This is a genomic window from Saccharopolyspora antibiotica (assembly GCF_047200635.1).
Classification (GTDB): Bacteria; Actinomycetota; Actinomycetes; order Mycobacteriales; family Pseudonocardiaceae; genus Saccharopolyspora_C.
The window spans coordinates 202,119-229,055 of record NZ_JBJZOI010000004.1 but is presented as its reverse complement, the minus strand read 5'-3'; the positions used below and the strand labels follow the sequence as shown (position 1 = coordinate 229,055).

23 protein-coding genes are annotated in these 26,937 nt (G+C 73.8%); 12 read left to right on the top strand and 11 right to left on the bottom strand.

Annotated elements, in window-relative coordinates; genetic code table 11:
• Positions 1 to 27: 27 nt before the first annotated feature.
• A complete protein-coding gene (locus ACL03H_RS04270; protein WP_412809739.1) occupies positions 28 to 1,155 on the bottom strand; it encodes a methyltransferase in 1,128 nt (375 codons plus the stop codon).
• 57 nt (positions 1,156 to 1,212) lie between these two features.
• Positions 1,213 to 2,097: an alpha/beta fold hydrolase gene (locus ACL03H_RS04265; RefSeq protein ID WP_412809738.1), complete on the bottom strand. Its 885-nt coding sequence runs from the start codon at positions 2,095 to 2,097 to the stop codon at positions 1,213 to 1,215.
• 438 nt (positions 2,098 to 2,535) lie between these two features.
• Between ACL03H_RS04265 and ACL03H_RS04260 the strand changes: the two genes are divergently transcribed.
• The 4 genes from ACL03H_RS04260 (at position 2,536) to ACL03H_RS04245 (ending at position 6,044) form a co-directional block, all read left to right on the top strand.
• Positions 2,536 to 3,033, top strand: coding sequence for a hypothetical protein (locus ACL03H_RS04260; protein WP_412809737.1), 498 nt, complete (start codon positions 2,536 to 2,538; stop codon positions 3,031 to 3,033).
• A gap of 90 nt (positions 3,034 to 3,123) precedes the next feature.
• Complete coding sequence (locus ACL03H_RS04255; RefSeq protein ID WP_412809736.1) at positions 3,124 to 3,498, top strand: LapA family protein; 375 nt, start codon at positions 3,124 to 3,126, stop codon at positions 3,496 to 3,498.
• A 138-nt stretch (positions 3,499 to 3,636) separates the two neighbouring features.
• On the top strand, positions 3,637 to 5,211 hold the full coding sequence (gene lnt, locus ACL03H_RS04250; protein WP_412809735.1) for an apolipoprotein N-acyltransferase: 1,575 nt from the start codon (positions 3,637 to 3,639) through the stop codon (positions 5,209 to 5,211).
• Between the two features lie 53 nt (positions 5,212 to 5,264).
• Positions 5,265 to 6,044, top strand: a complete 780-nt coding sequence (locus ACL03H_RS04245; RefSeq protein WP_412809734.1) for a polyprenol monophosphomannose synthase — start codon at positions 5,265 to 5,267, stop codon at positions 6,042 to 6,044.
• Positions 6,045 to 6,124: 80 nt separating this feature from the next.
• Here the strand turns inward: ACL03H_RS04245 and ACL03H_RS04240 are convergent, their stop codons facing one another.
• The 3 genes from ACL03H_RS04240 to ACL03H_RS04230 form a co-directional block, all read right to left on the bottom strand.
• The gene (locus ACL03H_RS04240; RefSeq protein ID WP_412809733.1) at positions 6,125 to 6,469 is read right to left on the bottom strand and encodes an RNA polymerase-binding protein RbpA; all 345 of its coding nucleotides are present in this window, start codon (positions 6,467 to 6,469) and stop codon (positions 6,125 to 6,127) included.
• A 442-nt stretch (positions 6,470 to 6,911) separates the two neighbouring features.
• On the bottom strand, positions 6,912 to 8,315 hold the full coding sequence (locus ACL03H_RS04235) for an MFS transporter (protein ID WP_412809732.1): 1,404 nt from the start codon (positions 8,313 to 8,315) through the stop codon (positions 6,912 to 6,914).
• 163 nt (positions 8,316 to 8,478) lie between these two features.
• Complete coding sequence (locus ACL03H_RS04230) at positions 8,479 to 9,279, bottom strand: glycerophosphodiester phosphodiesterase family protein (RefSeq protein ID WP_412809731.1); 801 nt, start codon at positions 9,277 to 9,279, stop codon at positions 8,479 to 8,481.
• Positions 9,280 to 9,456: 177 nt separating this feature from the next.
• Here ACL03H_RS04230 and ACL03H_RS04225 point away from each other — a divergent pair, with 177 nt between their 5' ends.
• Positions 9,457 to 9,819, top strand: coding sequence for a hypothetical protein (locus ACL03H_RS04225; protein ID WP_412809795.1), 363 nt, complete (start codon positions 9,457 to 9,459; stop codon positions 9,817 to 9,819).
• A gap of 80 nt (positions 9,820 to 9,899) precedes the next feature.
• Entirely contained in the window at positions 9,900 to 10,727 is an 828-nt protein-coding gene (locus ACL03H_RS04220; RefSeq protein WP_412809730.1) for a universal stress protein, read from the top strand.
• A 2-nt stretch (positions 10,728 to 10,729) separates the two neighbouring features.
• Here ACL03H_RS04220 and ACL03H_RS04215 read toward each other — a convergent pair whose 3' ends face one another.
• Complete coding sequence (locus tag ACL03H_RS04215; protein WP_412809729.1) at positions 10,730 to 11,275, bottom strand: SRPBCC family protein; 546 nt, start codon at positions 11,273 to 11,275, stop codon at positions 10,730 to 10,732.
• A 1,028-nt stretch (positions 11,276 to 12,303) separates the two neighbouring features.
• On the opposite strand from ACL03H_RS04215, the gene ACL03H_RS04210 reads away from it, so the two are divergent.
• Positions 12,304 to 12,828 carry an ATP-binding protein gene (locus ACL03H_RS04210; RefSeq protein ID WP_412809728.1) on the top strand — a complete coding sequence of 175 codons (525 nt, stop codon included), beginning with the start codon at positions 12,304 to 12,306 and terminating at the stop codon, positions 12,826 to 12,828.
• Positions 12,829 to 13,506: 678 nt separating this feature from the next.
• On the opposite strand, the gene ACL03H_RS04205 is transcribed toward ACL03H_RS04210, so the two are convergent.
• The gene (locus ACL03H_RS04205) at positions 13,507 to 14,853 is read right to left on the bottom strand and encodes a hypothetical protein (RefSeq protein ID WP_412809727.1); all 1,347 of its coding nucleotides are present in this window, start codon (positions 14,851 to 14,853) and stop codon (positions 13,507 to 13,509) included.
• 322 nt (positions 14,854 to 15,175) lie between these two features.
• On the opposite strand from ACL03H_RS04205, the gene ACL03H_RS04200 reads away from it, so the two are divergent.
• The 3 genes from ACL03H_RS04200 (at position 15,176) to ACL03H_RS04190 (ending at position 20,775) form a co-directional block, all read left to right on the top strand.
• On the top strand, positions 15,176 to 16,201 hold the full coding sequence (locus ACL03H_RS04200) for a glycosyl transferase family 9 (protein ID WP_412809726.1): 1,026 nt from the start codon (positions 15,176 to 15,178) through the stop codon (positions 16,199 to 16,201).
• Between the two features lie 525 nt (positions 16,202 to 16,726).
• Positions 16,727 to 17,437: a winged helix-turn-helix transcriptional regulator gene (locus tag ACL03H_RS04195; RefSeq protein ID WP_412809725.1), complete on the top strand. Its 711-nt coding sequence runs from the start codon at positions 16,727 to 16,729 to the stop codon at positions 17,435 to 17,437.
• Positions 17,438 to 18,399: 962 nt separating this feature from the next.
• Positions 18,400 to 20,775: a hypothetical protein gene (locus ACL03H_RS04190; RefSeq protein WP_412809724.1), complete on the top strand. Its 2,376-nt coding sequence runs from the start codon at positions 18,400 to 18,402 to the stop codon at positions 20,773 to 20,775.
• Between the two features lie 213 nt (positions 20,776 to 20,988).
• Here the strand turns inward: ACL03H_RS04190 and ACL03H_RS04185 are convergent, their stop codons facing one another.
• Positions 20,989 to 21,303 (bottom strand): hypothetical protein, encoded by a 315-nt coding sequence (locus ACL03H_RS04185; protein WP_412809723.1) that lies wholly within the window; start codon positions 21,301 to 21,303, stop codon positions 20,989 to 20,991.
• 360 nt (positions 21,304 to 21,663) lie between these two features.
• Between ACL03H_RS04185 and ACL03H_RS04180 the strand changes: the two genes are divergently transcribed.
• Positions 21,664 to 23,262 carry an aldehyde dehydrogenase (NADP(+)) gene (locus ACL03H_RS04180; protein ID WP_412809722.1) on the top strand — a complete coding sequence of 533 codons (1,599 nt, stop codon included), beginning with the start codon at positions 21,664 to 21,666 and terminating at the stop codon, positions 23,260 to 23,262.
• A gap of 52 nt (positions 23,263 to 23,314) precedes the next feature.
• Here the strand turns inward: ACL03H_RS04180 and ACL03H_RS04175 are convergent, their stop codons facing one another.
• Complete coding sequence (locus ACL03H_RS04175; RefSeq protein ID WP_412809721.1) at positions 23,315 to 23,701, bottom strand: DUF5997 family protein; 387 nt, start codon at positions 23,699 to 23,701, stop codon at positions 23,315 to 23,317.
• Between the two features lie 61 nt (positions 23,702 to 23,762).
• Here ACL03H_RS04175 and ACL03H_RS04170 point away from each other — a divergent pair, with 61 nt between their 5' ends.
• On the top strand, positions 23,763 to 24,491 hold the full coding sequence (locus tag ACL03H_RS04170) for a LysR substrate-binding domain-containing protein (protein WP_412809720.1): 729 nt from the start codon (positions 23,763 to 23,765) through the stop codon (positions 24,489 to 24,491).
• A 45-nt stretch (positions 24,492 to 24,536) separates the two neighbouring features.
• On the opposite strand, the gene panD is transcribed toward ACL03H_RS04170, so the two are convergent.
• Together panD and ACL03H_RS04160 are read right to left on the bottom strand one after the other, a co-directional pair.
• Entirely contained in the window at positions 24,537 to 24,941 is a 405-nt protein-coding gene (gene panD / locus ACL03H_RS04165) for an aspartate 1-decarboxylase (RefSeq protein ID WP_412809794.1), read from the bottom strand.
• 121 nt (positions 24,942 to 25,062) lie between these two features.
• Positions 25,063 to 26,919, bottom strand: a complete 1,857-nt coding sequence (locus ACL03H_RS04160; RefSeq protein ID WP_412809719.1) for an FAD/NAD(P)-binding protein — start codon at positions 26,917 to 26,919, stop codon at positions 25,063 to 25,065.
• Between the last annotated feature and the right edge of the window lie 18 nt (positions 26,920 to 26,937).

The following is a 26,937-nucleotide window of genomic DNA, read 5'->3' as shown; positions in this document are numbered from 1 at the left end:
GGCCGATCCGGTACCACCTCGCGAGAATCAGTCCCGCGCGACCAATCGCCACAGCGACACCGTCTCGGCCGCCCGGAACTCGTGCAGCGGGTCGGTGCTGTCCGCGGCCCGCCGATGCCGGGGCGCGGTGTCGCTGCGCCCGGCCACCACCAGGCCCGCGTCCTCGATCGCGCCGAGCAGCTCCGCGCGCGACCGCAGCCCCAGCAGCTCCGCGAGGTCCGAGAGCACCAGCCACCCCTCACCGCCCGGCTCCAGGTGCGCGGCCAGCCCGCCCAGGAATCCGCGCAGCATCCGGCTGCCCGGGTCGTGCACGGCGCGCTGCAACGCGGCCGAGGGCTTCACCGGCAGCCACGGCGGGTTGCACACCACCAGTCCCGCGCGCTCCTCCGGGTACAGGTCGGCCGCGCGCACCTCCACCTGCTCGGCCAGCCCGAGCCCCGCGATGTTCTCCTCGGCGCAGGCGAGCGCGCGTTCGTCCAGCTCGGTCGCCACGACCCGTCGCACCCCGCGGCGGGCCAGCAGCGCGGCGAGCACACCGGTGCCGGTGCCGACGTCGAAGGCGACCCGGGCCGCGGGCAGCGGTTCGGACGCGATCAGGTCCAGGTAGTCGGTGCGCAGCGGGGCGAACACGCCGTAGTGCGGGTGGATCCGGCCCTCCAGCGCGGGGACCTCGATCCCGGTGCGCCGCCACTCGTGCGCGCCGATGATCCCGAGCAGCTCCCGCAGCGAGAGCACGAACGGCTCGTCCGCCGGACACCCCGCGGCCAGGCACGCCTCCCGGACCTCCGGCGCGCGCCGCAGCGGCACCGCGCACCCGGCGTCCACCGGGACCAGCAGCATCCCGAGCAGCCTGGCCCGTTGCGCCTGGCGCTGGCGGAGCCGGTGGAAGGTCTGCGCCGGGGAATCCATCTCGGCGACCGGCTTGCGATCCACCCGCCGCGCCAGCGCGGTGAGCAGGTTGCGCGCGTTGTGGAAATCGCCCCGCCAGAGGATCGCGGTGCCCTCAGCGGTCAGCTTGTGCGCGTCGTCGGCGCGCAGGTCGTCGTCCCCGACGAGCACGTGGCGGGGCGGGGCCGCGCCGTTCTCGGAGCGCCAGATCGCGGAACGCGGTTCCCCTCGCTCGGTCCAGTCCAGGGTCACCACAGTATCGAGCACCGCGCATCTCATCTCGCCGGAAGTCAGGCGGTCGAGCCTACCCGTGCCGCCCAGGCGCTACGGCACCGGCGCTTCGCCCGCCATGAACTCCTGGACCTCCGCGAGCACCCGGTCCGGGAGCTCGTCGACGATGAAGTGCCCCGCGCCGGGGACCCAGCGCAGGTCCATCCGGGCCGCGGCGCGCTCGTAGCCGGCCAGCAACCGGGGCGAGATGGCCGGGTCGGCGGTGCCGAACACCAGCCGGGCCCGAGTCGACATCGGGGTGCGCAGGTGGTCCCCGCGCACGACGGCGGGCAGCTCGCGCAGCAGGAAGGTGCGGTACAGCAGGGCGGAGGCCCTCGCCCGCGCGGGATCCCGCCAGCGGTCGGCGAAGGCCGAGCGCTCCCGCGCCGACAGCGCGCCCCGGCGCACCGATCCCAGCACGCCCCGGGACAGGAACGGGGTGCGGCGGATCAGCAGCGGTCCCACCGGGGAACCCACGACCACCTGGTACCAGAGCCGCCACATCGTCAGCGCGGTCCGCGCGGACGGCGCGGGCCACGGGTGGGCGATGTTGAACGCGAGGAAGCGGTCGAAGCGCTCCGGAGCGCGCATGCACGCGAGGAATCCGGTCCAGCCGCCCCAGTCGTGCCCGACCAGCCGGACCCGGTCCAGCCCCAGCGCGTCCAGCAGCCCGATCAGGTCGCCCGCCAGCACGTCCTTGCCGTACCCGGTGGCGGGCGCATCGGTCCAGCCGTGCCCGCGCAGGTCCGGGGCGATCACCCGGTACTCCCGCGCCAGCTCCGGGATCTGGTGCCGCCACAGGTACCAGTGCTGCGGCCAGCCGTGCAGCAGCACCAGCGGCGGGCCTTCCCCGGCTTCGGCCACGTGCACCCGCAGGTCGCCGACCTGGACGTACCGGTGCACCACCCCGGGCACCTCCAGCGCGCTCGGTTCCACCATCCGACGCACCTCCCCACGCGATCAGCGAGCACTCCACCACACCCCGCCCGCGAAACCAACCCGAGCCCGGGCCGGACGGAGCAACGGAGACGACCGGGCGGGGGCGGGCGGCCACCGCGCCGCACCACCGGCGCGCCCGGGCTGATCGCGGCGGCAGCAGGAATCCCACCCCGCTTCCGGCACGAGCCCCGCGACCACCTCGCCTCCGCCGTCCCGAGCCGCTTCGCCGGTGGACGGCGCGGCGCCATCGGAACAGCGCGGCCCACCGCACCGGGCGATCCGGCACCCCGGGCGGCCGGGCCCGGAGCCCACCCTCCTGGTGGCGGGACGACCGCAGCACCGCGCTGCGCCGGGTGGCCGCCTTACCGGCGAACCGGAGCGCTCGCCGCTCCGGGGCTGTTAGAAAGGATCGGGAGCGCGGGAGCGGGGGGACGCACGGTGGACATCGACCGGACGCGGCGAGAACTGATGATCTTCGCGGACTACCACAGCTTCGAGGTCCGCGACGCCCACGCGGACTACGACTTGGCCGCCATCGACGACACCGCGGCGGACCTGCGGCGCGATCTGATCTCCAGCCGGGACGGCGTGGTCACGGTCGGCACGGCCCGGCGGACCACGATCCCCGTCACGATCGAGATCACCAGCGCGGCGCCCGCCTGCGACCTGGCCTCCTGGGACCACGTGACCGAGGCCTCCGTGGAGATCGCGAGCGGACAGGTGCTGGTGCTCGGCGGCTCCGACAGCAGGCGCAGCGCCCATCGCTTCGACGTCCCCATCGGCATCTACCGGGTGCGGACCCGCTGCGAGGGCTTCGGCACCATCAGCTCCGACGGCAGCCGGGGCGAGGAGGCCTACCGGGTTCAGATCTGGCCCGGGTCCGCGCGGCGGGCCACCGTGCTCAAGCGGTTCCCCGGCGGACTGCCGCCGCGCTGAGCCGCCCGGGCCAGGCGCGTTGATCCGTTCACCGGATCTTCGCGCGTCGTGCCGCTGGACCGGCCGGGTGAGTGCTGCAGAATGACGCCCATGGCCACCGACGAGAACACCGCCGACGAGCGGACCGCCCCGGTCGATCCGCTGACCGACCCGAGCCGGGAGAACGGCGAACTCGAACCGGCCCAGCCCACCGGCGAGCCCACTCAGGCGGAGAGGTTGCGGCACACCCGCACCGCTGGCACCTGGGCTGCGGTGGTGGTGGCGACCATCGCGCTGATCGTGCTGCTGGTGTTCATCCTGCAGAACCTGCAGCCCACCTCGGTCACCTTCCTCGGCCTGCGCGGGGACCTGCCGGTCGGCGTCGCCCTGCTGCTGGCCGCCGCGATCGGCGGGCTGCTCGTGGCCCTCGTCGGCGCGGCCCGCATCCTGCAACTGCGGCGCACCGCCCGGCGGACCACCCGCTGAACCGCTCCCGGGGCGCGCGGGGCCGCCCTTCTCGCGCACCAGGTCGGCGTACATTTGACGCGGGCGCGACCCGGATCGCGTCCCCCAGCGCAGAGTCCGCCCCGGTTCGCCGGGCGCAGTACCGAGAGAGTTGATCGGGTGAGTGCCCCCACGGTGACCTCGCAGGACAGCGCCGAGGGCAGGCCAGGCGGACGTCGCGCGGACGGGGTCGCGCGCTGGCTCCGCCCCGCCGCGGCCATCGCCGCGGGATTGCTGCTGCACCTGGCCTCACCGCCTCGCGACCTGTGGTGGCTGGCCCCGCTGGCGATCGCACTGCTGGCCGCCGCACTGCGCGGGCGCCGCACCCGGGCCGGGTTCGGCCACGGCCTGCTGTTCGGGCTCGCGTACATGCTGCCGCTGCTGGGCTGGATCCAGGACTTCCTCGGCACCCAGTTCGGGCCGTGGCCCTGGCTCGGCGTCGCGCTGGTGGAGGCGCTGTTCCTCGGCTTGACCGGCGCGGGCATGGCCCGGGTGAGCCGGCTGCCCGGAGCGCCGGTGTGGATGGCGGCGGTGTTCCTGCTGGGCGAGACGGTGCGCAGCACCCAGCCGTTCGGCGGCTTCCCCTGGGGCAGGCTCGCGTTCACCCAGCCGACCGGACCGCTGCTCCCGCTGGCCTCGGTCGGCGGCGCCACCCTGGTGACCTTCGCGGTGGCGCTGATCGGCTGCGGTCTCGGCGTGCTGGCGACGCGGGTGCGGCGAGGCCGACGGGCGCGGCTGATCGCGCCGGCGGCGGCCGTGCTGGTGCCGGTGGTGGCCGGGGCCGCGCTGTGGCCCTCGATCGGCGTGGACGCCCAGGCGGGTACCGCTCGGGTCGCTCTCGTGCAGGGCAACGCCCCCGACATCGGTCTCGACCTGCTCTACGAAGACGGCGTCCTGCACGACAACCACATCCGTGGTGCCCGGCGGCTCGTCGAGGACGTCCGCGCGGGCCGGGTCGCCCGTCCCGACCTGGTCGTGCTGCCCGAGCAGGTCGGCAACTGGGGGCCGTCGCGCTCCGATCCCGACCTGCGCGAGGTCACCGACCAGCTCGGCGTCCCGGTGATCGCGGGCGGCTTCGCCGTGGACCGCGACGGCACCTTCCGCAACCGGATCGTGGAATGGGACCCGGAGCGCGGAGCCGACGAGGAGTACGCCAAGCAACACCTCGTCCCGTTCGCCGAGACCATCCCGATGCGTTCGGTGGCCCGCCTGGTGAGCCCGTTCGTGGACCGGTTCCAGCAGGACATGGTCGCCGGGGACCGGCCGGGAGTGCTGCAGGCCGCGGCGATCCGGCTCGGCGTCGGGCTCTGCTACGACGTCGCCTACGACGACGTGTTCACCGGCGCGGTCCGCGACGGCGCCACGCTGCTGGCCGTGCCCACGAACAACGCCTGGTACGGGCGCTCGGAGATGAGCTGGCAACACCTGGCGATGTCCCGGCTGCGCGCGGTGGAGCACGGGCGGGCCGTGGTGGTGTCCGCCACCAGCGGGGTCAGCGCGCTCATCCGTCCCGACGGGGCGATCACCGCGCACACCGAGCAGTTCACCGCGCGGAACCTCACCGGCGAGGTCCCGCTGCGCACCGAGCGCACGCTCGCCACCACGCTCGGCGCCGCGCCAGCCTGGGGGCTGTCGCTGCTGGGCGTCGGCGCCCTGGCCGCCACCGCGCGGCGGCGCCACCACGACGAGAACTGACGCATCCGCCGCCCGCCCCGCTGGGGAGAGGTGCGGCCCGAAGGAGGATCGCTATGACGGACCGGCACGCCACCGGAGGCGCGGCGGGACCGTCCGGCTCGGCCTTGGTGGTCATCCCCACCTACGACGAGCGGGAGAACCTGGCCCCCGTGGTGCGGCGGCTGCACGCCGCGCTGCCCTCGGCGCACGCGCTGGTCGTCGACGACGCCAGTCCGGACGGCACCGGCGAGCTCGCCGACGAGCTGGCGGCCGCCGACGATCGGGTGCACGTGCTGCACCGCACCGGCAAGGCCGGGCTCGGCGCCGCCTACGTCGCCGGTTTCGCCTGGGCGCTGGAGCGCGACTACCCGGCGGTCGTCGAGATGGACGCCGACGGCTCGCACGCCCCCGAGGATCTGCCGAGGCTGCTGTCGCTGCTGCGGCCCGGCGGCACCGCCGACGTGGTGATCGGCTCCCGCTACGTGCCCGGCGGCCGGGTCGTGAACTGGCCGTGGCACCGGCAGGCGCTGTCCCGGGGCGCGAACCTGTACTCGAAGTACTCGCTGGGCGTGCCGGTCAACGACAGCACCGCGGGGTTCCGGGCGTACCGCCGGGAGGTGCTGGCCGAGCTGCCGCTGCACGACGTCGCCTCGCAGGGCTACTGCTTCCAGGTCGACCTGACGCTGCGCTCGGTCCAGGCCGGATTCCGGATCGCCGAGGTGCCGATCACCTTCGCGGACCGGGAGCTGGGCGAGTCGAAGATGAACGGCGACATCGTCCGCGAGGCCCTGGTCCGGATCACGGCGTGGGGACTTCGCCGCCGCGCGGCCCAGCTGCGGGGACTGCTGCGCTGACGCACGAGAACGCCTGGGCTCCCCCGCACGGGGCCCAGGCGTTCGAGGTGCTCACCCGCTGACGCGGGGGAAGCCTTCGCTCAAGCGGAGTGGCTGCGCCGACCGCGCAGGATCTCCAGCCGCTCGTTGAGCAGTTCCTCCAGTTCCGGGATGCTGCGGCGTTCCAGCAGCATGTCCCAGTGGGTGCGCGGCGGTTTGGCCTTCTTCTGCTCCGGCTCGGATCCATCGATGATCTTGGATTCGGAGCCGTGCAGGCGGCACTCCCAGGTCGGCGGGATCTCGGCGTCGTCGGAGAACGGCACCTCGAACTCGTGGTCCTTGGGGCAGGCGTAGCGCACCGTCCGGCGCGGTGCGAGGTCGTGGTTGCGGTCGGTCTCGTAGCTGACCGCTCCGAGCCGGCTGCCACGCAGAACGCGATCGGCCATGACGGTTCCTTTCACTTCGGCCCGGACCAGAGTCCGGACGGGTTGTGCTCACCGAGTGCAACGACGGGCGGGCCGTCAGCTGTTCCCGGCGCGGGACTTCCGGTTGCCGTCGGTGACGTCCTTCACTCGTCAACGACATCGTCACCTCTAGAGATGCAAGCAAGACCGCGCTCATGACGCGCTCTTCCACTATCACACTAGAGGTTCCTCCGTATAGGCGATGGTGCCAGACGGATTCTCACTAAGGGCAAGTTAACCTTCACTCTCCTGGGTAAATTGCAAGCGAGATCACCACGCCGCCACCCAGTGCGACACGGCCCCAGTCACTTTGCGTGTTCAGTTCGTGCTCCCCAGTATCGCGACGCTGTGTACCGGCATATGCCAATGATGCCGGTGACATCACCGGGACGCACTACCGGCACGAGCGAATCCCCCCATCCGCTCACAACCGCTCGGGCGGCCGGTTGCCGACCGCCTCGATGGCCCGGCGCACCGGGACCGCTGAGACCAGCACGAGACCGACGACGAAGAAGACCACCAGCGAGATGATCGCCAGCCGGAACGACCCGGTGGCCTGCCCGACCCCGGCGAACACCAGCGGCCCGAGCCAGGACGTCGAGCGCTCCCCGACCTCGTACAGCGAGAAATACTCGGCCTCCTTGCCTTCCGGCACCATCTGGCTGAACAACGAGCGCGACAGCGCGTTCGTGCCGCCGAGCACCAGACCGATCCCCACGGCCAGCCCGTAGAACTGGAGCTGCTGACCCGCCTGCACGAAGTAGGCCGCGGCGAGCACCGCCACCCAGACCACCAGGCTGATCATGATCGTTTTCTTGGCGCCGATCCGGCCCGCGAGCAGGCCGTGCAGCACACCGCCGACGAAGGCGATGAACTGGACGATCAGCAACGTGATGATCAGCGACTCCTGGGGAAGCCGCAACTCCAGGTCACCGTACTGAGCGGACACCTGGGTGACCGTCGCGATGCCGTCGGTGTAGATCATGTAGGCGCCGAGGAACGCCAGCGTCAGCGGGAAGCTCCGCGCCTGCCTGATCGTCGACGCCAGCTGCTTGAACCCCGCCGTGATCAGCGATGCCCCGCGCTCACCGCCCACCGGCTCGTGGTGCCTGCCCAGCACCGCCAGCGGCAGCAGCGTGAACGCGGCCCACCACACGCCGGACGAGACGAACACCAGCCGAACCGCGGTGTCCTCGGCGAGCCCGATCGCCTCGTGCCCCAGGTAGAGCGCCAGGTGCAGCGCCAGCGCGCACCCGCCGCCCAGGTAGCCGAACGCCCAGCCCCGCGAGGAGAGCCGGTCCCGCTCGTCGGTCGACGCGATCTCCGGCAGGAACGAGTAGTACACGACCACCGACGCCCCGAAGCAGATGTTCGCGGCCACGAAGAAGACCAGCCCCCACCGCCAGTTCGAGCTGCCCACCAGTCCCAGCAGCGAGGTGGCCAGCGCACCGCCGAAGGCGAAGCCCGCCAGCATGGCCCGCTTGTTCTGCGTGCGATCCGCGATCGCCCCGGTGATCGGCAGCACCAGCACCTGCACCACGGTGGCTGCCGACAGGAGGTAGCCCCACAGCGAGCCCGCGGGGAACGCGAGCCCCAGCACCGAGATGTCGCAGCGGACGAGGGAGTTGCCGCCCGGGCAGGCCGCGGGGCCGTTGCGCGCGACGTCGGCGGTGGCGGCCTCGGTGGCCACGCTGGTCAGGTACAGCGAGAGGAACACGGTCGTCACCGACGTCGGGAACACCGAGTTGGCCCAGTCGTACCAGCACCATCCCCGCTGCTCGCGGCGCCGTCTCGCGGTGTCCGGCGCGAGACCGCCCAGCACGCTCATGCCTCTCCGTCCTCAAGTGTTCACTCGATAGGGGCAACGGGGACTGTATCGGCTCCGGATCAACGTCCGGTCGCGGCGCGATGATCATGACCCGGGCCGGTGCTCCCGCACCGTCCGCCGCTGGTGCGCGGGCCGCTCCGGGTCTCGCCGCGCCGCCGCCCGCTCAGCGAACCCGGCCCTCCGGTTCGTCCGCCCCCACGTCGTCGAACCGGTCACCCAGCACCTCGCGGAGCACGTCGGGACGGTCGGTCACGATCCCGTCGACCCCCAGGTCGAGCAGCTCCCGCATCTGCGCCGCCTCGTCGATCGTCCAGGTGTGGACCTCCAGGCCCCACCGCTGCGCGGTCCGCACGAAGCGCCGGTCCGCGACCCGCACCCGGCCGTGCCGCGGCGGCACCTGCGCCGCCGCGCCCGCGACCCGCGGGCGCGGCCCCCAGCCGCCGCAGCGCGACGCCCCCCACAGCGTCGCCACCGCCCGCCGCCCCATCGACGTCAGCAGCTCCGGGCCACCTCCCCGGCGCAGCGCGCGCAGCCTGCGGTCGTCGAACGAGGCGAGGCAGACCCGGTGCCACGCGTTCTGCCCGCGCAGCGTCTCCAGCACCGGCTCCACCGCGGCGTCCTCCTTGACGTCCACGTTGAGCAGCGCATCCGGGAGCTCCTCGAGCACCTGGTCCAGCCGGGCCACCGGTTCCCGGCCGCCGACGAGCGCGGAGCCGACCGCCGACCACGGGAGCCGCCGGATCGTCCCGCGCCCGTCGGTGGTGCGATCCAAGCTCGGATCGTGGCTGAGCACCACCACGCCGTCGGCCGTGGCGTGCACGTCGGTCTCGAGGTAGCGGTAACCCTCGGCGCGGGCGCGCGCCATCGCGCTGAGCGAGTTCTCCATGTCGTGCAGGTCGCCGAGGTGCCAGCCCCGGTGGGCGATCGCGCGGGGCCGGGGCCCCGACAGGAACGGGTGGGTCACGAGCGCTCGGTTCCTTCCACGATCCGCGGCGGTGCGGGAACGGTCGGGGGTCGCGGCACCACTCTGCCCGACGCCGCGCGACGGGCGGCACCCGCACCGGCGTGGCTGCGCGATGTTCGCCGCGGAGTCGCACTACGGTTGCCGACCGTGGACACCCCGCGCGAGACCGCTCCGCCCATCGCCGAGACCGCCTCAGGTGGCGCCGGGTCCGCTCGCCGCCGGGGCGATCGGCACTGCGCCTGGTGCGGACGGCGGCTCGCCGCGGCCGGGCGGCAAGGCAGGCCGCGGCAGTACTGCACCCAGTCCTGCAGGCAGCGCGCCTACGAGCGGCGCGGCGCGGTGCAGCGCTCGGGTCTGCCGGAGGACGCCGTGGTGCTGTCGGCCTCGGAGATCGCCGACCTGCAGGACCGGTTGTTCCAGCTGCGCTGCGCCGCCGAGGACGTCGGCACCGCGGCCGAGGACGGAGCCGGCCCCGAGGAGCTGCGCAAGATGGCCGCCGAGGTGGTCGCCGTCGCCGCCGAACTGGAACGCCTGCGCTGACCCGGGCGATCCCGGTCGTTGTGCCCTGGTCTTCGCGCCTCCCGCCGCGCGACGCTCGGGCCCGCGAAAGGGGGTCCGCCGTGTTCCTGCCCGCGAGGACGGTGCTGGCCGCCGTTGACGGATCCGAACCCGCGTCTCGAGCGGCGGGGTGGGCGGCCGCGGAGGCGGCGTCCCTGCGAGCGTCGTTGCAACTGGTGCGGTTCTACGAGGCCGAATCCCGGCGATCGCAGGCGGAGGAGTCGGTGCGGGCCATCGCGGGCGATTGCCGCATCGCCGATCCGGAGCTGCACGTCCGCGCCCGCGCGATCCGCGGGGACCCGGCGCGGGAGCTGGTGGCCCGCTCCCGCGAGGCATCGCTGCTGGTGCTCGGCTCCCGGGGGCACGGCGCGGTGCACGACGTGCTGCTGGGTTCGGTCAGCGCCGCCGCGGCCTCCGGTGCCGGGTGCCCGGCCGTCGTCGTGCGCGGGACCGGATCGGCCGGTCCCGGGCCGGTCGTGGTCGGGCTCGACCTCTCGCCGGAGAGCCGCCCGGCGCTGCACTTCGCCTTCGACTCGGCGGATCGCCGGGACCGCGAGCTCCTCGTCGTGCAGGCGCTGCCCGAGGCGTACTTCCTGCCCTCGGTGCTCGGCGACCCCCAGCGCAGGAGCATCCAGGAGGAAGCCGAGTCGCGGATCGGCGCACAGCTGACGGTGTGGCAGGAGCACTACCCGGAGGTGCGGGTCCGGCGGATCGCCACCGATCAGCACCCGGTCGAGGCGCTGTGCGAGCAGGCCGAGGGGGCGCGGCTGCTGGTCGTCGGGCACCGGTCGCAACGGGGCCCCCGGCTCGGCTCGGTGGCGCTGGGCGCGCTGCACCGGGCCCCCTGCCCGGTGGCCGTGGTGGGAGATCACGTCGGGCCGAGCTGGTAGCGCTACTCCGCGCCGCGGCGGTCGGCGAGGTGCCGGGAGCCCCGGGACTCCGCGCGCCGCTTGAGCTGCTCCAGCGTGGTGATCATGTTCCGCTGCAGGTCGCGCAGCCGCTGAGCCACCAGTTGCCGCTCCTGCTGCGGCGCCCGGGAGATCGCCCGGCTCAGCCCGGAACGAGCGGTGCCGAGCTTGACCAGGTAAGCCAGCTCGGTCCCGCCCTCCCGAGGGCTGAGGGCGAACCGCCAGGTGGCGATGGGGTTCGCCGGATCCTGCACCGCCCAGGCGAAGGCGCGCCCCGGAGCGCACTCCACGACGTGCGAGGTGGTGGTCCACTCGCCGAGCAGCTCGTTGCGGTTGTGACCGAGGAACCGGGCTCCGACGGCCGGGCCGGTGGCGCCGTCGAGCCACTGCACGGAGCGCAGCTCGGTGCTGGCCGCGGGCAGCAGCGCGATGTCCGAGACCACCGGCCAGACCTGCTCGGGCGAGGCGGCGATCCACGTCCGCACCTGCGCCTCCGGCTGGTCGGCGAGCCGCGCACCAGTCCACTCCATCCTCGTCCGGACCTCCTCCGCATCGCGCCCACCCCGCCGGTGCGCCTCATGCAGTGTCCGGAGCGGACGGTCCGCGGTCAACGGTCCAGCCAGGACGGAGCGCGGGAAGAAGCATCCTCCCGGTGCCCGCAGCGTGGCGGTGGGGACACCGGCAGACGACGTGGTGGTCACGGGGACCGCCGGAGCGGACCTCGGCACCGCTCGGAGCTTCCGGACCCAGGCCGTGCGCGGCCGGATCCACCCCGCGCACCGCGCACCGCCAGCGCCCGTCCGCCCGGCGCGCGCCGGGCGGGCTCGTGCTCCCTCGATCATCGGACGTCCCCCCGAGACCGGTGCGCGACCGCTTTCCCGGATCAGCCACGAGGAGCCCGGGAACGGCACCTCCAGGTGTCCGCCGAGCTCGGCGACGACCAGGTCGTGCTGCGCCGCTGTCCCGCGGCCGCGCCGGGCAGCGGGACGGCCGTTGAGCCGGGCGGAACGGCACCTCGTCGCGGCGGAAGCCGAACCGCGAGGGACGCGCCACCGCGTTCGTGGCACCCACGAGGTCACCTCGGGGCGGGAGGCGGTGGCCTGACCTGAGCGGGCCGCGGCGGCGTTCCCCGGAGCGCTGCGCCGACACTGCCCATGCTCGCGTGCACCGCGAGCGCCCGCCGCAGGACTCCCGGTAGCTCGTCGTCTCCGCGAGCGCCAACCAGGCTCCGGCGGCAGTCGGAGCTCGCTGGAGCGGGAGCAGCCGGATTCCCGGTGGCGACCGCACCTTCCACTGTGTCCGCCGAGCGGACCGTGCCACGCGCTCCGGACCCACCGGGCATCCCGGGCGAACCGGGAAGAGCGGATTCGCGGCTCGTCACCGACTTCCGGTCGGCGCGAGACGAACGGGGCCGATGGAAAATCGCTGCTTTGCCCGGACGGCCTGGCATGACACCCTCGGCGGCAACCCTGCTACGCACGGCAGAAGCCAGGTTGGCAAGATACGGAGTCCGGGTGACGACTGCGGCTCGCACCGGAGCACGACAGGAAGGAACCAGGTGAACGCCGACACCGCACAGGTCGACGACCTGCGACTCATCGCCCTGCCCACGGCGCTGAACTGCACCGAAATCTTCGTGCGCTTCACCCTCAGCGAGTGGTCGCTGCGGCCGCTGGCGGACGGGGCCGCGCAGACCACCAAACGGATGGTCGATGCCGCGGTGCAGGCCGCGGACCCGAAGAACCCCGGTTTCCTCACGATCAGATTGCGATTGCGCGGCGATTGCCTGGTCATCGAGGTCGAGGACGAAACGGTGGGCATCTCGCCCGCGCCGCTGCGCGAATTAGAGGGAATGCGCACCGGAGTCGAGCGCATCGGCGCTCGCGGCCACCGCCGCTGGTGCGAGCTCGCGCTGCCCTCCGGCATGAGCGCCTCGGCCGTCCCGCTGCCGCGCCGCGAGAAGCGCCGCTCCCCCGCCGCGGAAGCGCTCGGCGACGAGCCGGACGAGCTGGACCCGCAGGTGATGCAGCGCCTGCTGTCCGGACTGAACAACGCGGGCGGCGGTCACCGCAAGCCCGAGTGATCCGGGCCCGCCGCTGCCCTCGTACGCACTCGGGGCGCGGTGGCCCGCCCCACGTCACCGATCGAACGCCGGTGACGCGGATGCCCCATGGGCTCCGCAGGAGCACCGGGAGGGCGCACGTCGGCAGCGCTGCCAGCTCACGCCCGGCTCCCACCCGGCCAGCGCGGCCAGCTCCGTGGACAAGCCGACCGAGTCCGCCGCCCGCGCGATCACCCGTGACGTCGGCCCCAGCGCCAAGCCCGAACCACCCTGGACAGGTGGGGGCTGGGAAAGTGGGCGGGGAAGCGGCTCCTGGAGAGGCAGGTGCGGTGCGCGCAATCGCGCCCGGCACCAGTGCAGCCCGCGTGGTGCGGCAGTCGGCGGTTCATCGCCCCGAGACGATCGCGTCGCCACCGCGACGGCCTCGCGACAGCCGAAGTCCGTCATCGACTCGCCCCGAGAACGGTGATCCCCGGGCGGGTGCGCCGGCGGTACCCGCTCGCCGTGCTCCAGCTCGACTTGCTTCGACCACCTCCTCCGGCTCCTCCGGTCCGGTCAGCTCCGCCCGGCGCCCGGCTGTGCTCGCCGCGTGACCAGCGACCAGCACATCAGCCGGGTACGGCGATGGGGACGCCGCTGCACGACGACGACTCCCGCTCCCGGAGCGCCGCCGTCCGGCCGCGGTGATTCCGGCATCGCTCAGCTCGCTCCCGCCACGAGTTCGGGTCGTGACGGGGCATCGCAGCACGCCGAAACCTGCTCGCGCAGCTCCAGCGCCAGCGCGGTGGTGCGCAGGTGCGGGCGCTGGAGCAGCTGCACGAGCTGGCGCAGTCGACGCACCACGCTGTCGGTGCGTCGACGCTCGGCCACCTCCAACACCGCGCGCACCTGTTCGGCAGTGCCTTCGAGGTCGTCCCGGCCGAGCCGGGCCATCGCCAAGTCCAGGCGGGCGAGGCTCAGCTCGCCGAGGCGGCGGTGCTGCGACGGCTCCTGGTCGTACAGCCGCACGGCCTCGGTCGCGGCACGCTCCGCCTGGTGCAGGTTCGCCCGGTCACCCAGCCACAACCACGCGCTCGCGCTGTAGAAGGTCTGCTTGGCCACCGGGAAGGTCATCAGCCCGCCCGGATCGTCCTCCCCCCGGACCTCGGCCCGCGCCCGATCGGCCCGCCCCAGCGCGTCCACGGTGGCCCGCCGATCGCCGAGCCGCGCGAGCGCGCGGGCTTCGATCGAGGCCAGCCGGACCCGTGGTGTCCCGCTCTCCGGTTCGTAGGCCCAGCCCTGGGCAGCCAGTTCCACCGCGTCCCGGGGGCGTTCATCCCAGTAGGCGATGAGACTTTGGGTGCCGCGGATCCAGGACCGCAGCGAGTTGCAGCCCGCGAACTCGGCGCACAGGAACGCCGTGCGCGCCTGAGTCTCGGCCGCGGCCAACCAACCGAGGTCGAAGGAGGCGTTGGCCAGCACGCCGCAGACCACTCCGCCGACGAGGTACAGCTCCCGCGACCGCGCCGGAGGCTGCCTTCCTTCCAGCAGCGCGAACACCCGGTCCCGGAGAACGCGCAGTTCGGCGAACAGCGGGTGCACGGGCCGATTCGGGTAGGTGGTGACGATGCGTCCCACGTCGGCGCGGAACTGCTCCAGGACGTGAGGACCCACGTTGCTCTGCTCGGCGAACTGAGCGAACCGCGCGGATTCGACGGCCGCCGCGGCGACCTCGTCCTCGATCGAGACGTCCGCGTCGCCTTGGACGCGAAGCCCGGCCAGCACTGGCCGGACGACGCCGGATTCGATCCGGCGCGGCGGGCCGAGCAGCTCCTCCGCCGAGGTGCTGAACATGCGCTCCAGGACCCGGCAGGTCGCCGGATGCGGGAGCCCACCGAGCTGGCCGCCGAGCCACCGGCTCACCTGCCGATGCGAGATGACCGCCGATTCGCCGAGTTCACGTGCGGCGGCGTGGAACTCGACGCAGAACTCCTGGACGGTGCGGCGCCGCTGGCGCAGCACCTGTTCCAGCCGAGTCCGGTCGGGCCCACGCTTTCCGGCCACCATGCGCCCCTCTCCGCGTCGACGTCCTCACCAGAACCGCCTGGCCGGGGCACCTGCCCTGAAGGTGCCCGTGCGTCACACCGGCGTCAGGCACATGTCGCACCCGCGCGGGCGATCGTCGTCACCACGTCGCGCTCACCCGTCGCACACTGACCCCCTCAAGATTCCCGCGAGAGCGCGATCCGCCGAGGGTTCGAGACCCGCGGAGCGGAGCCAAGCCGCGCGTCGGGGACGCCCTGAGCCTTGGAGGTGATCTCTCGTGACGATCCAGCAAGACCTGATCCACTGGCACGTCGAGGACGTTCGGTGCCACCGCGGAGGCCGGATGCGAGTACCGGTGGAGCAGGCTCCGTTCGGTCGCGTCCTGCCGTACCGCCGCAGCGCCGGCGGCCGTCCCGAGCCTGGCTGCGCGGAGCTGGTGCGGTCGCGCGGCTGGATCGTTGACCTGGGCCAGCGCGGCCTCGCCGAGCTGCTGCTGGGCCTGTCCGCGGTGACCGCGCTGCGGGAGGTCACCCCGGAGCTGCCGATGCACTACAGCGGCCCGGAGGCCGACCTCCTCCGGCGGTGCGGGATTCCGGTCGAGTCGGCCAAGCACACCTGGGGACCGCACGTCGTCCGGACGGCCACGCGCTCGCCGGTCCGCTTCCGCGTCGACCCGGACGAACCCCAGACCTGGCTGGATCAGCTGGGGTCCGACGAGGTCGAGGTGCACGCGGCACTGCCGATGCGGCACTACCTCGCCGTGGAGCAGAGCCTGGGCACCCGGTTGACAGCTGACGCGGCACCGCTCCCCCGGTTCACCTCGCGCCGGACGGCCGACCGGTGGCACGTGGTGTTCGTGGCCGTACCCGGCTGGCCGCGGAACCTGGAGTTCCAACTCGCCGATTTCGCCGCCGTGGCAGCCGAGCTGGTGGCCGGGATCGACGCGCCGTGGCGGTTCAGCGTGGTCACCACGCGCAGCGCCACCGCGCCGGGCGCCTTCGACGGTCTGCCCGCCGACCTCCACCGCGAGCCCGGAACGCTCGCCTGCCTGGATCTGTTCGCCTCCGCAGAACTGGTCGTGGGAACCGATTCCGGGCTGACCCAGCTCGCGGCGCTCGCGGAACGAGCGGACGGCACCGGACCGCAGGTGGTCGGCCTGTACTCGCGGCACGCGCACACCAAGTGGATCACGGGCCTGACCGGGCACCACGCGATCGCCACCAGGTTCGCTCAGATGCTCGCGCTGGCCGACCGCGAAGCGGGGCCGGCCGATCTCGCGGACACGACCTGGGGTGCCGCCGCCGACCTGCGTTCGGTCCAGCCAGAGTTGGTGGCGGACTTCGCGGCGCGCTGCGCCGGGTGGCGGTGACCCAGGAGCGCACCACGCCGACGCCCCCGAAGAAACCGGAACCCGTTCGCTGGGCGCACGCGCCCTCGCCCCGTCCGCGACGGGACGAGTCGGTGCAGCTCGGATCCCGGGTGGCGGCGATCCGGTAACTCCCCTGCGGACGGCCGGTGGGGGCTCCCACCGCCCGCACAGCAGGGTGATCCGCCCAGACCCGATCCGGTGATCACGGCGGTGGCGCGCGATCGATTCGGGGCGCACCAGGTAAGAAGTCATCGAGCCGGTGCGGACGTGAACTTCGACGAAGACGGTGCACATGGTCGCCTCCACTGAGGACGGAGTCGGAAAAATCGGGACCACCGGTCGATTCCGGTGTTGCCGGTCGGGTTCCGCAGGAGCAGCGGGGCGCGAAGGGGACTTCCCTCCAAGCGGGACCCACCGCTGCACAGCAGGTCGAGCGACATCGGCGATCTCGGCTCGACACCACTAAGAAAACAGGACCTGATCTGGAAAGGCAATCGCACGATCGTGGCGTCGTATCATGGGATCGTGCCCGGAAGCACAGGGGAGCTCCGCTACGACGAGACGTTCGTCGCCGCGGTCGGCGCGCTCAACAGCCGCTGGTCGTGGCACGTCGTGCACGCGCTGGGCGCGGGGCCGAGCGGTTTCAACGACCTGCGCCGGGTGGTCCGGGGCCCGGGACCGAGCACGCTCAAGCAACGCCTCTCCGAGCTGGCGGACGCGGGACTCGTGCGCCGCGAGGTCCTCGACGGGGCACCGCCGCGCACCCGTTACTCGCTGACCGAGCGCGGCTCGGGACTGCTGCCCGTGCTCGCCGAGCTGCTCGCGTGGGCCGATCGGCACCGGCTGGGCACCGATCCCCCCGGGACCGCGGGCCCGCTCGGGCTGTTCCAGGAGAAGTGGGCCATCCACGTGGTCTGCGTGCTGCTGACCGGACCGCACGGCTTCAACGAGCTGGCCCGCGAGGTCGGGATCAGCCAGGTCACGCTCTCCCAGCGGCTCGGCGAGCTCGAACGGCGCGGCCTGGTCAGCCGGGCTCGCGGCGCGGCTCCCGCCTACTCCCTCAGCCCGGCGGGCCTGGACTTCCGCGTGGTCGCCGAACCGCTCGTCGAATGGGCGCACGGCACGCGGTTCCCGCACCACCGGCCCGGGACGCAGGACGGCGCTGAGCCCGCGCCGGGCTCAGCGCCGCCCTCCGGTCCACGCCCGCCCGCGCGGTCCTCGCAGCAGGTCGGGTAGCCGGTGGTGATCCCGAGCAGGACTGCGAGACCGCCGACGATCTCGGCCTGGGACGCTGTCCCGGCGGCAGCGAGCCGCTGGAGGTGCTGGGCGGGGCGAACCTGGTGGTTGCGCCGAGCGGCGCGCGCCGCCATCGGACGCCCCGCTCCCGGTGGGGCTCGGGCGACCGCGGTCCGAGGAACCGCCGCTGGTCGGTGAGCTGGCCCACCGAGAGCTCCGAGACCGAAGCGAGCCGGCTGCGCGGCACGGCGACGGCGAGCCCGGTCCGCGACCGGGCTCCGCGCTCGCTGATCTGGTGACCGCGATGCCGCGCTCGCGCAGGTCACCGACCGGTTCCGGGCGGCCGCGGCCGAGCTGGTCGCGCAGCGGCCGGGCCGGGGCGCGCCGCGGCGCCGCAGCCGGGAACGACGACGCGCCCGCCGAGCCAGGGGGTGCGCGGGCCGTCGGCGGTCGGTGATCCCCTTGTCCTCGGCAGCCGCCGCAAATTAAGCTGCTCACCAGCGGGAATCAACTCAGTCGCGGAACTCCGGCCCCGCCGGGACGCGCGACTGGTCGCCGCGCGCCCGAGCCGGGTCGCGCGTCCTCGCCACCGGATCCGGGGGTCAGGAAACCGCCGCGACGGCGGAACCGCGCCGGATGCGTTGTCCTGGGGGTGCATCGCATCCGGCGCGCTGGGGCGCCGAGCGGGCGGCGCGCCCGCGCGTCCCGCATCCGCTACCCGGCCGCCGCCGCGCCGCGGCCCGTCGGATCCCGCGGGCCGCCCGCTGGAAGACTGTGCCCCCGTGATCGTTCGCCTCCCCCGCCGCGGGGTCCGCTCCGGTGTTCCGGCGCTCGATCGGTGCCGTTCGTCGCGTCGCCGATCACACTCGGCCACACCGACCGGAATGGAGCGTTTACAGTCCGTGCCCACCCGACCATAGTTCTAGGCGCACGCGCGGTTGCCGACTCGTGGAGAGACGATCATGCAGAACAGGCTCGCCCGCACGGTGCGGACGGCACTGCTCATCGGGGCAGGCAGTGCGGTCACGCTGGTCCTGGTCCCCACCGCCATCAGCATCGGCACCGGTGGGAGGCTGCCCGGCTTCCTGCAGCCGCTGGCAGCGGTGCTGTGGCCGCTGGTGATCGTCTTCCTGCTGTTCGCGGCGGCGCTGGCGGGCTGGGAGCGCATCACCAACGCCGACAAGCCCATCACGGCGCGGCGGCTCAACTCCCCCACCAACCGCGAGCGGTCCGCGGCCAGCGCCGAGCGGTACGCGCGCGAACGGCTCGGCGGTTCGCTTGCGGAACACGTCCACGGGCTGCTCGACGGGGAGGACGTCCCGGCGACGGTCGCCCGGCCGGCCGACGTGGTGCTGCGGACCGGCGAGGGCAAGAAGGCCCGGCTGCCCGCGCACGCCGATCTGGTGCAGACCCTCGACGACGCGCGCGGCCAGCTGCTGATCCTCGGCGCTCCGGGAGCGGGCAAGTCGACGCTGCTGCTGGAGCTCACCCGCGAGCTCGCGGTGCGCGCGACGGGCGACCAGCACCGGCCGATTCCGCTGATCATCGACCTCGGTTCGTGGGCGATGTCGGGATGGCGCTGGGACAACCGCAGGCCCGCCCCGCCCGGCGACTTCGAGAAGTGGCTGCTGCGGGAGATCGAACGCCGGTACACCATCCATCCCTCGCTGGGCCGGATCTGGTTGGAGCAGGGGCGGATCGGGCTGATGCTCGACGGGCTCGACGAGGTCCCCCGCGAGTACCAGGAGCGCTGCGTCACCGAGATCAACAAGCTGCGCGACCAGTTCTCCCTGCCCGAGCTGGTCGTCTGCTGCCGCAGCGCGGAGCACGAGGCGCTCACGACGCCGTTGCAGCTGGCCAACGTCGTCACGATCAACCCGCTGACCCGCAAGCAGGTCGTGGAGTTCTTCACCCGGCTCGGTCGCCGCGCGGAGGGCGTGCGCTCGGCCCTGCGCACCGACCCGGAGCTGTGGCAGCTGCTGGACTCACCGCTGATGCTGAGCCTGATGGCGCTGGCCTACCAGGACCGGACGCCCGCGGAGATCGTGCTCTCCGGCACGCCGGAGGAACGTCGGCGCACCGTCTTCGACACCTACCTGTCCGCGGTACCCGCCCGGCACGTCGAGGACCTCGGCTACCCGCCGGAGAAGGTGCTGCGCACGCTGCGGTTCCTGGCCCGGGTCTCGGCGAGCCCGCTGTGCAACGACCTCAGCGCCCGGACCCGGCTGCCCAGCCTGGTGGCCTGGGCGTGCTTCCTGCCCTCCAGCACCCTGGTGCACGTGTTCGGCCGCGGGCTGCCCGGGTTGCTGGCGGGGTCGGTCACCGGGACCACGCTGGCGATGGGGATGCTGCTGGGCCCGGCCGCGGCCCTGGTGACGGCGGTGCTGCTGGTCGGCTACGTCGCCTTCCTCGACCACCTGTCCACGTTGCCGTGGGTCCGGCCAGCCGAGAAGTCCGGGAGCATCCCGCAGGGCTGGGTGACCGCCGTGGCCGGTTACCTGATCGGGCTGGTGGTGAGCCTCGCGCTGGTCGGGCTGGTCACGCCCGCGACGAACTGGCTCGCCGCGCAGCCGTGGTGGATCGGTGCGCCGGTGGTCGTCCTCGCCGCGTTCCTCACCATCCTGAGCGCGGTGGAGGCGTGGTCGAAGATGCCGGGCAACAGCGCGGCGCTCGGCGCGGCCGGAGCCGTGCTGGTGGGGGTGTCGATGTTCTGGCTCGGCCCCCGCGAGCTGCTGACCTCGATGGGCATCGGGATCGTGCTGGGCGTGGTCGCCGGGTTGACCACGGCCGCCCGGGACGAGGTGTGGTGGCAGTTCGGCGAGGACCAGTACGAGGCCTTCGACGGGAAGGGCTCGGCGCTGCTGCGGACCTCGGCCCCGGTGGTGGCCGTCGCCGGGCTGCTCGGGGTGCTGCCGGTGCTGTTCAGCGGACCACTGCTGGACGAACGGGCCCTCGACGCGGGGCTCGGCCTGCTGGTGGCGGGGCTCGCCGCGCCCGCCGCGTGGCACGCCGACGTGTTCCCCTTCGACACGGCGAAGACCGCGGCCTCGGAGTGGCTGGCGCGGGTGATGGCGCTCAGCGAGCTGCCGGTCCGGCGGGTGCGGTTGCTGCGGGCGCTCGCCCGGCACGGGATGCTCGCCCGGCTGGAGGGCGGTTACCGCTTCCCGCACCTGCTGCTGCGGGATCACCTGCTCGGCTACGAGCGCCGGGCGACGGCGAAGCCGGTACCGGCCGAGGCCGAGGTGGCGGCCGAGGGCGAAGGCGCGGAACCAGCGGAACCAGCGGCAGCGGACGAGCCGGCGGAGACCGCCTCGGGTGCCGGCCCGGCGAAGTCCTAGTCGCTCCGGGAGGCCGTGCCGAGCGGGCGCGCACCGCCCGCCGCGAAACCGGGCGGCTGTTCAGCGGGGCGGTGAGCGCGGGAGCGCCGTTGCCCGGCGCCGCGCCTGGTGCAACTCGACCGGTCGCGGGTGGCAGCTCGACCGCGCGCGGGACAGCGCCGCCGGGGCTCAGCAGCGCTGCCGTCGAGGGCACCAGCGCGATGCCGAAGCCCGCTAGCACGAGCGCCAGCACGGTGCGCAGCTGGCGGGCGTGCTGCGGGCGGCGCGGTGAGACGTGGGCCTCCCGAAAGACCAGCGGCTCGTGGCAGCGGCGGGTGTCCGTCGCGAGTGCGGGACGACGTCGGCGGCGTCGACGTCGGCGGGGTGCGGCGGCTCCGGCGGCGCGGCCAGCGGCGGCCCCGCCAGCAGCCGGGGCGAGTCCCGCTCCGGCCGGGTGGTCGGCGGCCGGCCGGGGCCGAGGTCCAGCGCACCGGGGGACAGCACGTCCAGTTGCTCGCGGGTGACCAGTGCCCGCAGCGCATCACCCACGTGCGACAGCCGCTTCCGCGCCGCCAGCAGCACGCCGCAGGCCGCGACCCGGCCTCACCAGCGAGGACGCGGCGCACGGCCGGCGTCGCGGGCCTGCTCAGCGGGGCGTGCCAGCTGCGGCCCGGCAGTGGTGCGATTCCGCCGCGACCGCCGCGAACCCGGAGAGCTGGTGGACCTCGAACATCGTCGTCCCCCGCTGCGCGGTGCTGTTCCCCCATCGGCCGATGCGAGATCGGAGTTGGACACGCATCGGCCGCGGATCCTAATGTCCTCCGCAGCGGGGTGCGCACGCCGTCGCCACCGTCCGCATTCCTGAACCCCCGAGGAACCAGACCCGACGGACCCAGGAGGTCTCATCGCATGACCACAGCCCCCACCGCCACCGAGCTCACCGGGCGGATGCTGATCGCGGGCGTCCCGGTCTTCGGCGCGGGCGAGCGGATCCGCGCCATCGATCCCGGCACCGGAGCCGAGCTGGAACCGGCTTACGGCTACGGCGGTGATGCGGAGGTCGAGCGGGCCTGCGCGGCGGCGGAGGAGGCGTACGAGGCCTACCGCGCCACCACCTTCGAGCAGCGCGCGACGTTCCTGGAGACCATCGCCGACAACATCGAGGCCGTCGGCGCGGTGCTCTCGGAGCGCGCCCACCGCGAGAGCGGGTTGCCGTTGGCCCGCACGACCGGGGAACGGGGCCGCACCACCGGCCAGCTGCGGTTGTTCGCCCAGGTGGTTCGGGAGGGCAGCTTCACCGAGGCTCGCATCGACCCGGCGCTGCCCGACCGCGCTCCCGCTCCGCGCGCCGACATCCGGCAGCGCGCGATCCCGCTGGGCCCGGTCGCCGTGTTCGGCGCGAGCAACTTCCCGCTGGCGTTCTCGGTGGCGGGCGGTGACACGGCCTCCGCGCTGGCCGCCGGGTGTCCCGTGGTGGTCAAGGCGCACGACGCCCACCCGGGGACCTGCGAGCTGGTGGCGCGAGCCATCAGCGACGCGGTGGCGTCGTGCGGGCTGCCGGCGGGCACCTTCTCACTGCTCTACGGAACCGGGCCGGGGCTGGGGACCGCGCTGGTGAGCGATCCGCGGATCCAGGCGGTCGGCTTCACCGGTTCCCGCGTCGCGGGTCTCTCGATCTGCGCCGCCGCGCAGCGCAGGCCGCAGCCGATCCCGGTGTACGCGGAGATGAGCAGCATCAACCCCGTCTTCCTGCTGCCGGGGGCGCTCACCGCCCGGGCGGCGGAGCTCGGCGGGGAGTTCGTCGGCTCGCTCACCACGGGTTCCGGGCAGTTCTGCACCAACCCCGGCCTGGTGATCGCCGTCGACGGGCCGGAGCTGGGCGCCTTCCTGGACGGCGCGGCCGAGGCGGTCACCGCGACCAGCCCCACGCCGATGCTCACGCCCGGGATCGCCCGCGCGTACGAAGCCGGGGTGGATCGGCTCGCGTCCGCCGACGGCGTGCAGGTGCTGGCTCGTGGACGGGAGTCCGACGCGCCGCAGTCGTGCCGGGCGGCGCTGCTGGTGACCGACGCGGCCGCGTTCCTCACGGGCGGTCTCGACGAGGAGGTCTTCGGCTCCTGCTCCGTGGTGATCCGCTGCCGGGACGCCGAGCAGGTCCGCTCGCTCGCGGCCGGGCTGGACGGGCAGCTCACCGCGACCGTGCACGCCACCGAGGCCGACCTGGCCGAGGCCGGCGCGCTGCTGCCCGTCCTGGAGCGCAAGGCCGGGCGGATCCTGTTCAACGGATGGCCCACCGGTGTCGAGGTCGGGCACGCGATGGTGCACGGCGGCCCGTTCCCGTCCACTTCGGACTCCCGCACCACCTCGGTGGGCTCGCGCGCGATCGAGCGGTTCCTGCGGCCGGTCGCCTACCAGGACGTGCCCGCCGCGCTGCTGCCCGAGGTCCTCGCGGACGGGAACCCGGCGGGCATCTGGCGCCGGGTGGACGGCGAGCTCGGCAAGCACTGACCCGCAGGTCCGGGGCGCTCCGGTCCAGGGCGCCCCGGACCGGTGCCGCTCGTCAGGACTGGCGGGCGGCCCTCTCCTTCTCCTTGGCGCGGGACGCCTCCTTGCGGACCTCGGCCTGGGTGGCGCGCTCCTGCTCCAGCCAGGCCGGGTTCTGCTCCTTCAGCGCGTTGATCTGCTCGGTGGTGAGCGCTTCGGTGATCCCGGCGCGCGCGAGACCCCCGATGGACACGCCGAGCTTGGCGGCGACCACCTGGCGCGGGTGCGGGCCGTTGCGGCGCAGCTCGCGCAGCCACTCCGGCGGGTCGGTCTGCAGGGAGTTGAGCTCGTCGCGGGAGACGACACCCTCCTGGAACTCCGCGGGGGTGGCTTCGAGGTACACGTTCAGCTTCTTCGCCGCGGTTGCGGGCTTCATCGTCTGGGAGGTCTTCTGCGACGTCATGGCCTCCAGGGTACGGACCGGGGAGCGCGGTACCTGCGGTGACGCCCGGTAGCCTGGGCCCGTGGCAGGCTCGGTCGACTCCCCCTCGTTCTCCCTCGGCTACGTCCCGGGGGTGACGCCCGGCAAGTGGGCGCGCATCTGGGCCGAGCGCCGCCCGTCGGTCCCGCTGGACCTCGTGAGCACCACCGCCGCGGCCGCCGCCGGCCTGGCCCGGGAGGGCGCGGTCGACGCCGTGCTGCTGCGGCTGCCCACCGATCGGGACGGCCTGCACGCGATCCCGCTCTACACCGAGACGACCGTGGTCGTCGTGCCGAAGGATCACGTGGTCACCGCCGCTGAGGAGGTGTCCCCCGCCGACCTGGCCGACGAGCTCGTGCTGCACCCGCTGGACGACGCCCTCGGCTGGACGGCCCCGCCGGGGCGGCCCGCGATCGAGCGGCCGGCCACGACCGGCGCCGCGATCGAGCTGGTGGCCGCCGGGGTCGGGCTGCTCGTGGTCCCCCAGTCGCTCGCCCGGCTGCACCACCGCAAGGACCTCACCTACCGGCCGGTCGCGGACGTGCCGCAGTCCCGCGTGGCGCTGGCCTGGCCGGAGGACGGGACGGGCGACCTGGTGGAGGAGTTCATCGGCGTAGTCCGCGGCCGCACCGCCAACAGCACCCGCGGCCAGCAGGAGCGGGCCTCGGCGCGGGGTGAGCGCCCCGCCAAGACGGTCCGCGCCAAGCCCGCCGCGAACCGGGCACCGCGTCCGGGCGGGCGTTCCGGCAAGGGCAAGCCGCGGCGCCGCTAGCGGGACTCGGGGCGGACACCGGCACGCGCCCGCCCCGTCCCCGGCCTAGCGCTCCGTTCGGTCGCCGCGGCGCAGCTCGGAGCCCGGGGGCACCGCGGCGGGGTCCGCGCCCTCGTCGAGGACGCGGTTCTCGCCGTCGACGAACAGCACCCGCGGTTCGAGGCGGCGGGCGCGCTCGTCGTCCACCAGCGCGTAGGCCAGGATGATGACGAGGTCTCCCGGCTGGATGAGCCGGGCCGCGGCGCCGTTGATGCCGATGACGCCCGCACCGGCCTCGCCCTCGATGACGTAGGTGGTCAGCCGCGCCCCGTTGTCGACGTCCACGACGTCGACGCGCTCGCCGGTCATCAGGTCCGCCTGGTCCATGAGGTCCCTGCTGATCGTCAGCGAACCCACGTAGTGCAGGTCCGCCTGCGTGACGGTGGCTCGATGGATCTTCGACTTCAACATGGTGCGCACTGCGCGCCGTCCCTTCTCGTGGCCTCGGCCACGGAGCGCTGGCTCGTCTCTGGGCAGGTCGTGGGGCGGGGACGCGGTCGGGCTCAGGGGTTCACGGGGCCTCCTCCTCTGGTCACGAACGCAGCAGGTCCGCCACGACGGCCTCGGAATCGGCGCCGAGGCCGCGGTGCTCGTAGCCGGGCGGCGTCGTGCCGACCTGCATGAACCACCGGACGTGCTCGGTGGGCAGGCCGAGGACGTAGAGGCCCCGGTCGGGATCGCCCGCGCTGTCGAGGGGGTGGAAGGGCGCCTCGGTCACCGCGACCCCGCCGGTGTCGAACTCCTCGCCGTCGGCGCGGTTGACGAAGCTGTTCCAGATCCCCTCCTTGATCAGCTGCTTGGTCAGCGGGGAGCTGTCGCGGTGCAGGTCGGGCCTGGGCAGCCTGGCGTCGACGAGCGCGTCCACCCGCACCCGCGAACCGGCGACCTGGGGCGAGTGCATCGCGAGCCGGTCGTGGCCGGGATCCCAGGAGCACTCGGTGCGCGGGCCGACGACGCCCAGGTGCCCGCTGTCGACCAGCGCCAGGAACTGCTCGGCGCGCACCAGCGGTGTTCCGGCGGACAGGAAGGACAGCGGTTGGGCGACCTCGGAGACGAACGCCCGGTGCGCCGCCGGGGTCAGTCCGCCGTGGTCGACGGCGAGCCGTTGGAGATCGCGGGTGGTGCGCAGCACCTCCAGGGCGGACTTGAGCGGATCGTCGATGTTGCCCGCCTCGGCGTGCTCGAGGTCCTCGCGCACCACCCGGCACAGGGCGGACTGGAACCCGGCCGGATCCGCGAACCGCACCCCGCGGAAGGGATCGGCGTGGGCGCGCAGGTCGAGCGGCCGGTACCCGGCGGCGCCCACCTCGGCCAGCGCGTCGAGCACCGCCTGCCGCGGATCGGCGGGGTCGGCCCCGGCGAGCACGCGCGCGAAGCGGTCGGCGGTCCGCTGGCCGCGCTCGGCGGCGAGCAGCGCCCGGAAGTAGGCGACGTTCACCTCGGCGTCGACCCAAGGCTGCACGTCGACCGCGAAGTCGTTCTTCCCGCGCGCCCGCAGCGCCCGCACCCGGGCCTCGGTGAACAGCACCGGCGCGTAGGTGCGGGGGCCGAGCCGCTGGTGCACCCCGCGCACCCGGATCGGCACCGCCGTGCGGGATCCGGCGACGATCCGGGCGGGCTCGGCGCCGCTCGGCCGGTACCGGAGGGTTCCCGCCGGATCGCGGACGAACTCGCCGCCGCGCCCGGCGGTGAGGGAGATCAGCACGTCGTAGAAGGACAAGCCCATCCCGAGGACCCCGACGGCGCTCCCGGCGACCACCCGGTCGAGGTCCATCTCGGCCGCGGGGCGGGACCGCACGAACGGGAAATCCCGCTCGTGCAGCCCCGCTCCGCCGAGCCCGGCGGGTTCGGCGTCGGCCTCGTGCTCGGGGTGGCCGGTGGCGAACACGACCCGGTCCACCAGCAGGTCCGGAGCGGACTTGAGCACCACGGCGTAGCCGTCGTCCTTCGTCACCGCCACGACCTCGTCGTGCACGGGCACGACCCGGACCTGTTCCGGCGCGTGGCGCCGCACGGCGTCGAAGCCCTCGCGGAGATATTCGCCGTAGGCGCGGCGCGGCGCGTACACCGCGTCCCCGATGCGGACGCCCGCGGTGCGCCCGGAACCGCGGTACCACTCCGCCAGCGTCGGCCCGTGCCCGGCGCGGACCGGTCCGTCGTCGGCGGGGCCGGAGAACATGGTGAGCTCGTCGGTGGAGTTGTCCATCAGCAGCTCGTCGGGTTGATCGGTGCGCCAGGTGCGTCCGCAGCCCACCTCGACGGCGTCGATCGCGTACACCGTCACCCGGCCGGTCCACCCGCGCTCGCCGATCCGGGTGACCAGCCGTTCGATGACGGACACCCCGCGCGGGCCGGTTCCGATGACGGCCACTGCGAACCCATCACGCATCCCCGTTCGTCCTCTCTC

Bases quoted from the DNA above. Each gene is read 5' to 3' on its own strand.
- ACL03H_RS04265 (WP_412809738.1), bottom strand. From the start codon at position 2,097: ATGGTGGAACCGAGCGCGCTGGAGGTGCCCGGGGTGGTGCACCGGTAC.
- ACL03H_RS04255 (WP_412809736.1), top strand. From the start codon at position 3,124: ATGGCCACCGACGAGAACACCGCCGACGAGCGGACCGCCCCGGTCGAT.
- ACL03H_RS04245 (WP_412809734.1), top strand. From the start codon at position 5,265: ATGACGGACCGGCACGCCACCGGAGGCGCGGCGGGACCGTCCGGCTCG.
- ACL03H_RS04240 (WP_412809733.1), bottom strand. From the start codon at position 6,469: ATGGCCGATCGCGTTCTGCGTGGCAGCCGGCTCGGAGCGGTCAGCTAC.
- ACL03H_RS04235 (WP_412809732.1), bottom strand. From the start codon at position 8,315: ATGAGCGTGCTGGGCGGTCTCGCGCCGGACACCGCGAGACGGCGCCGC.
- ACL03H_RS04215 (WP_412809729.1), bottom strand. From the start codon at position 11,275: ATGGAGTGGACTGGTGCGCGGCTCGCCGACCAGCCGGAGGCGCAGGTG.
- ACL03H_RS04205 (WP_412809727.1), bottom strand. From the start codon at position 14,853: ATGGTGGCCGGAAAGCGTGGGCCCGACCGGACTCGGCTGGAACAGGTG.
- ACL03H_RS04200 (WP_412809726.1), top strand. From the start codon at position 15,176: ATGCGAGTACCGGTGGAGCAGGCTCCGTTCGGTCGCGTCCTGCCGTAC.
- ACL03H_RS04190 (WP_412809724.1), top strand. From the start codon at position 18,400: ATGCAGAACAGGCTCGCCCGCACGGTGCGGACGGCACTGCTCATCGGG.
- ACL03H_RS04180 (WP_412809722.1), top strand. From the start codon at position 21,664: ATGACCACAGCCCCCACCGCCACCGAGCTCACCGGGCGGATGCTGATC.
- ACL03H_RS04175 (WP_412809721.1), bottom strand. From the start codon at position 23,701: ATGACGTCGCAGAAGACCTCCCAGACGATGAAGCCCGCAACCGCGGCG.
- panD (WP_412809794.1), bottom strand. From the start codon at position 24,941: ATGTTGAAGTCGAAGATCCATCGAGCCACCGTCACGCAGGCGGACCTG.
- ACL03H_RS04160 (WP_412809719.1), bottom strand. From the start codon at position 26,919: ATGCGTGATGGGTTCGCAGTGGCCGTCATCGGAACCGGCCCGCGCGGG.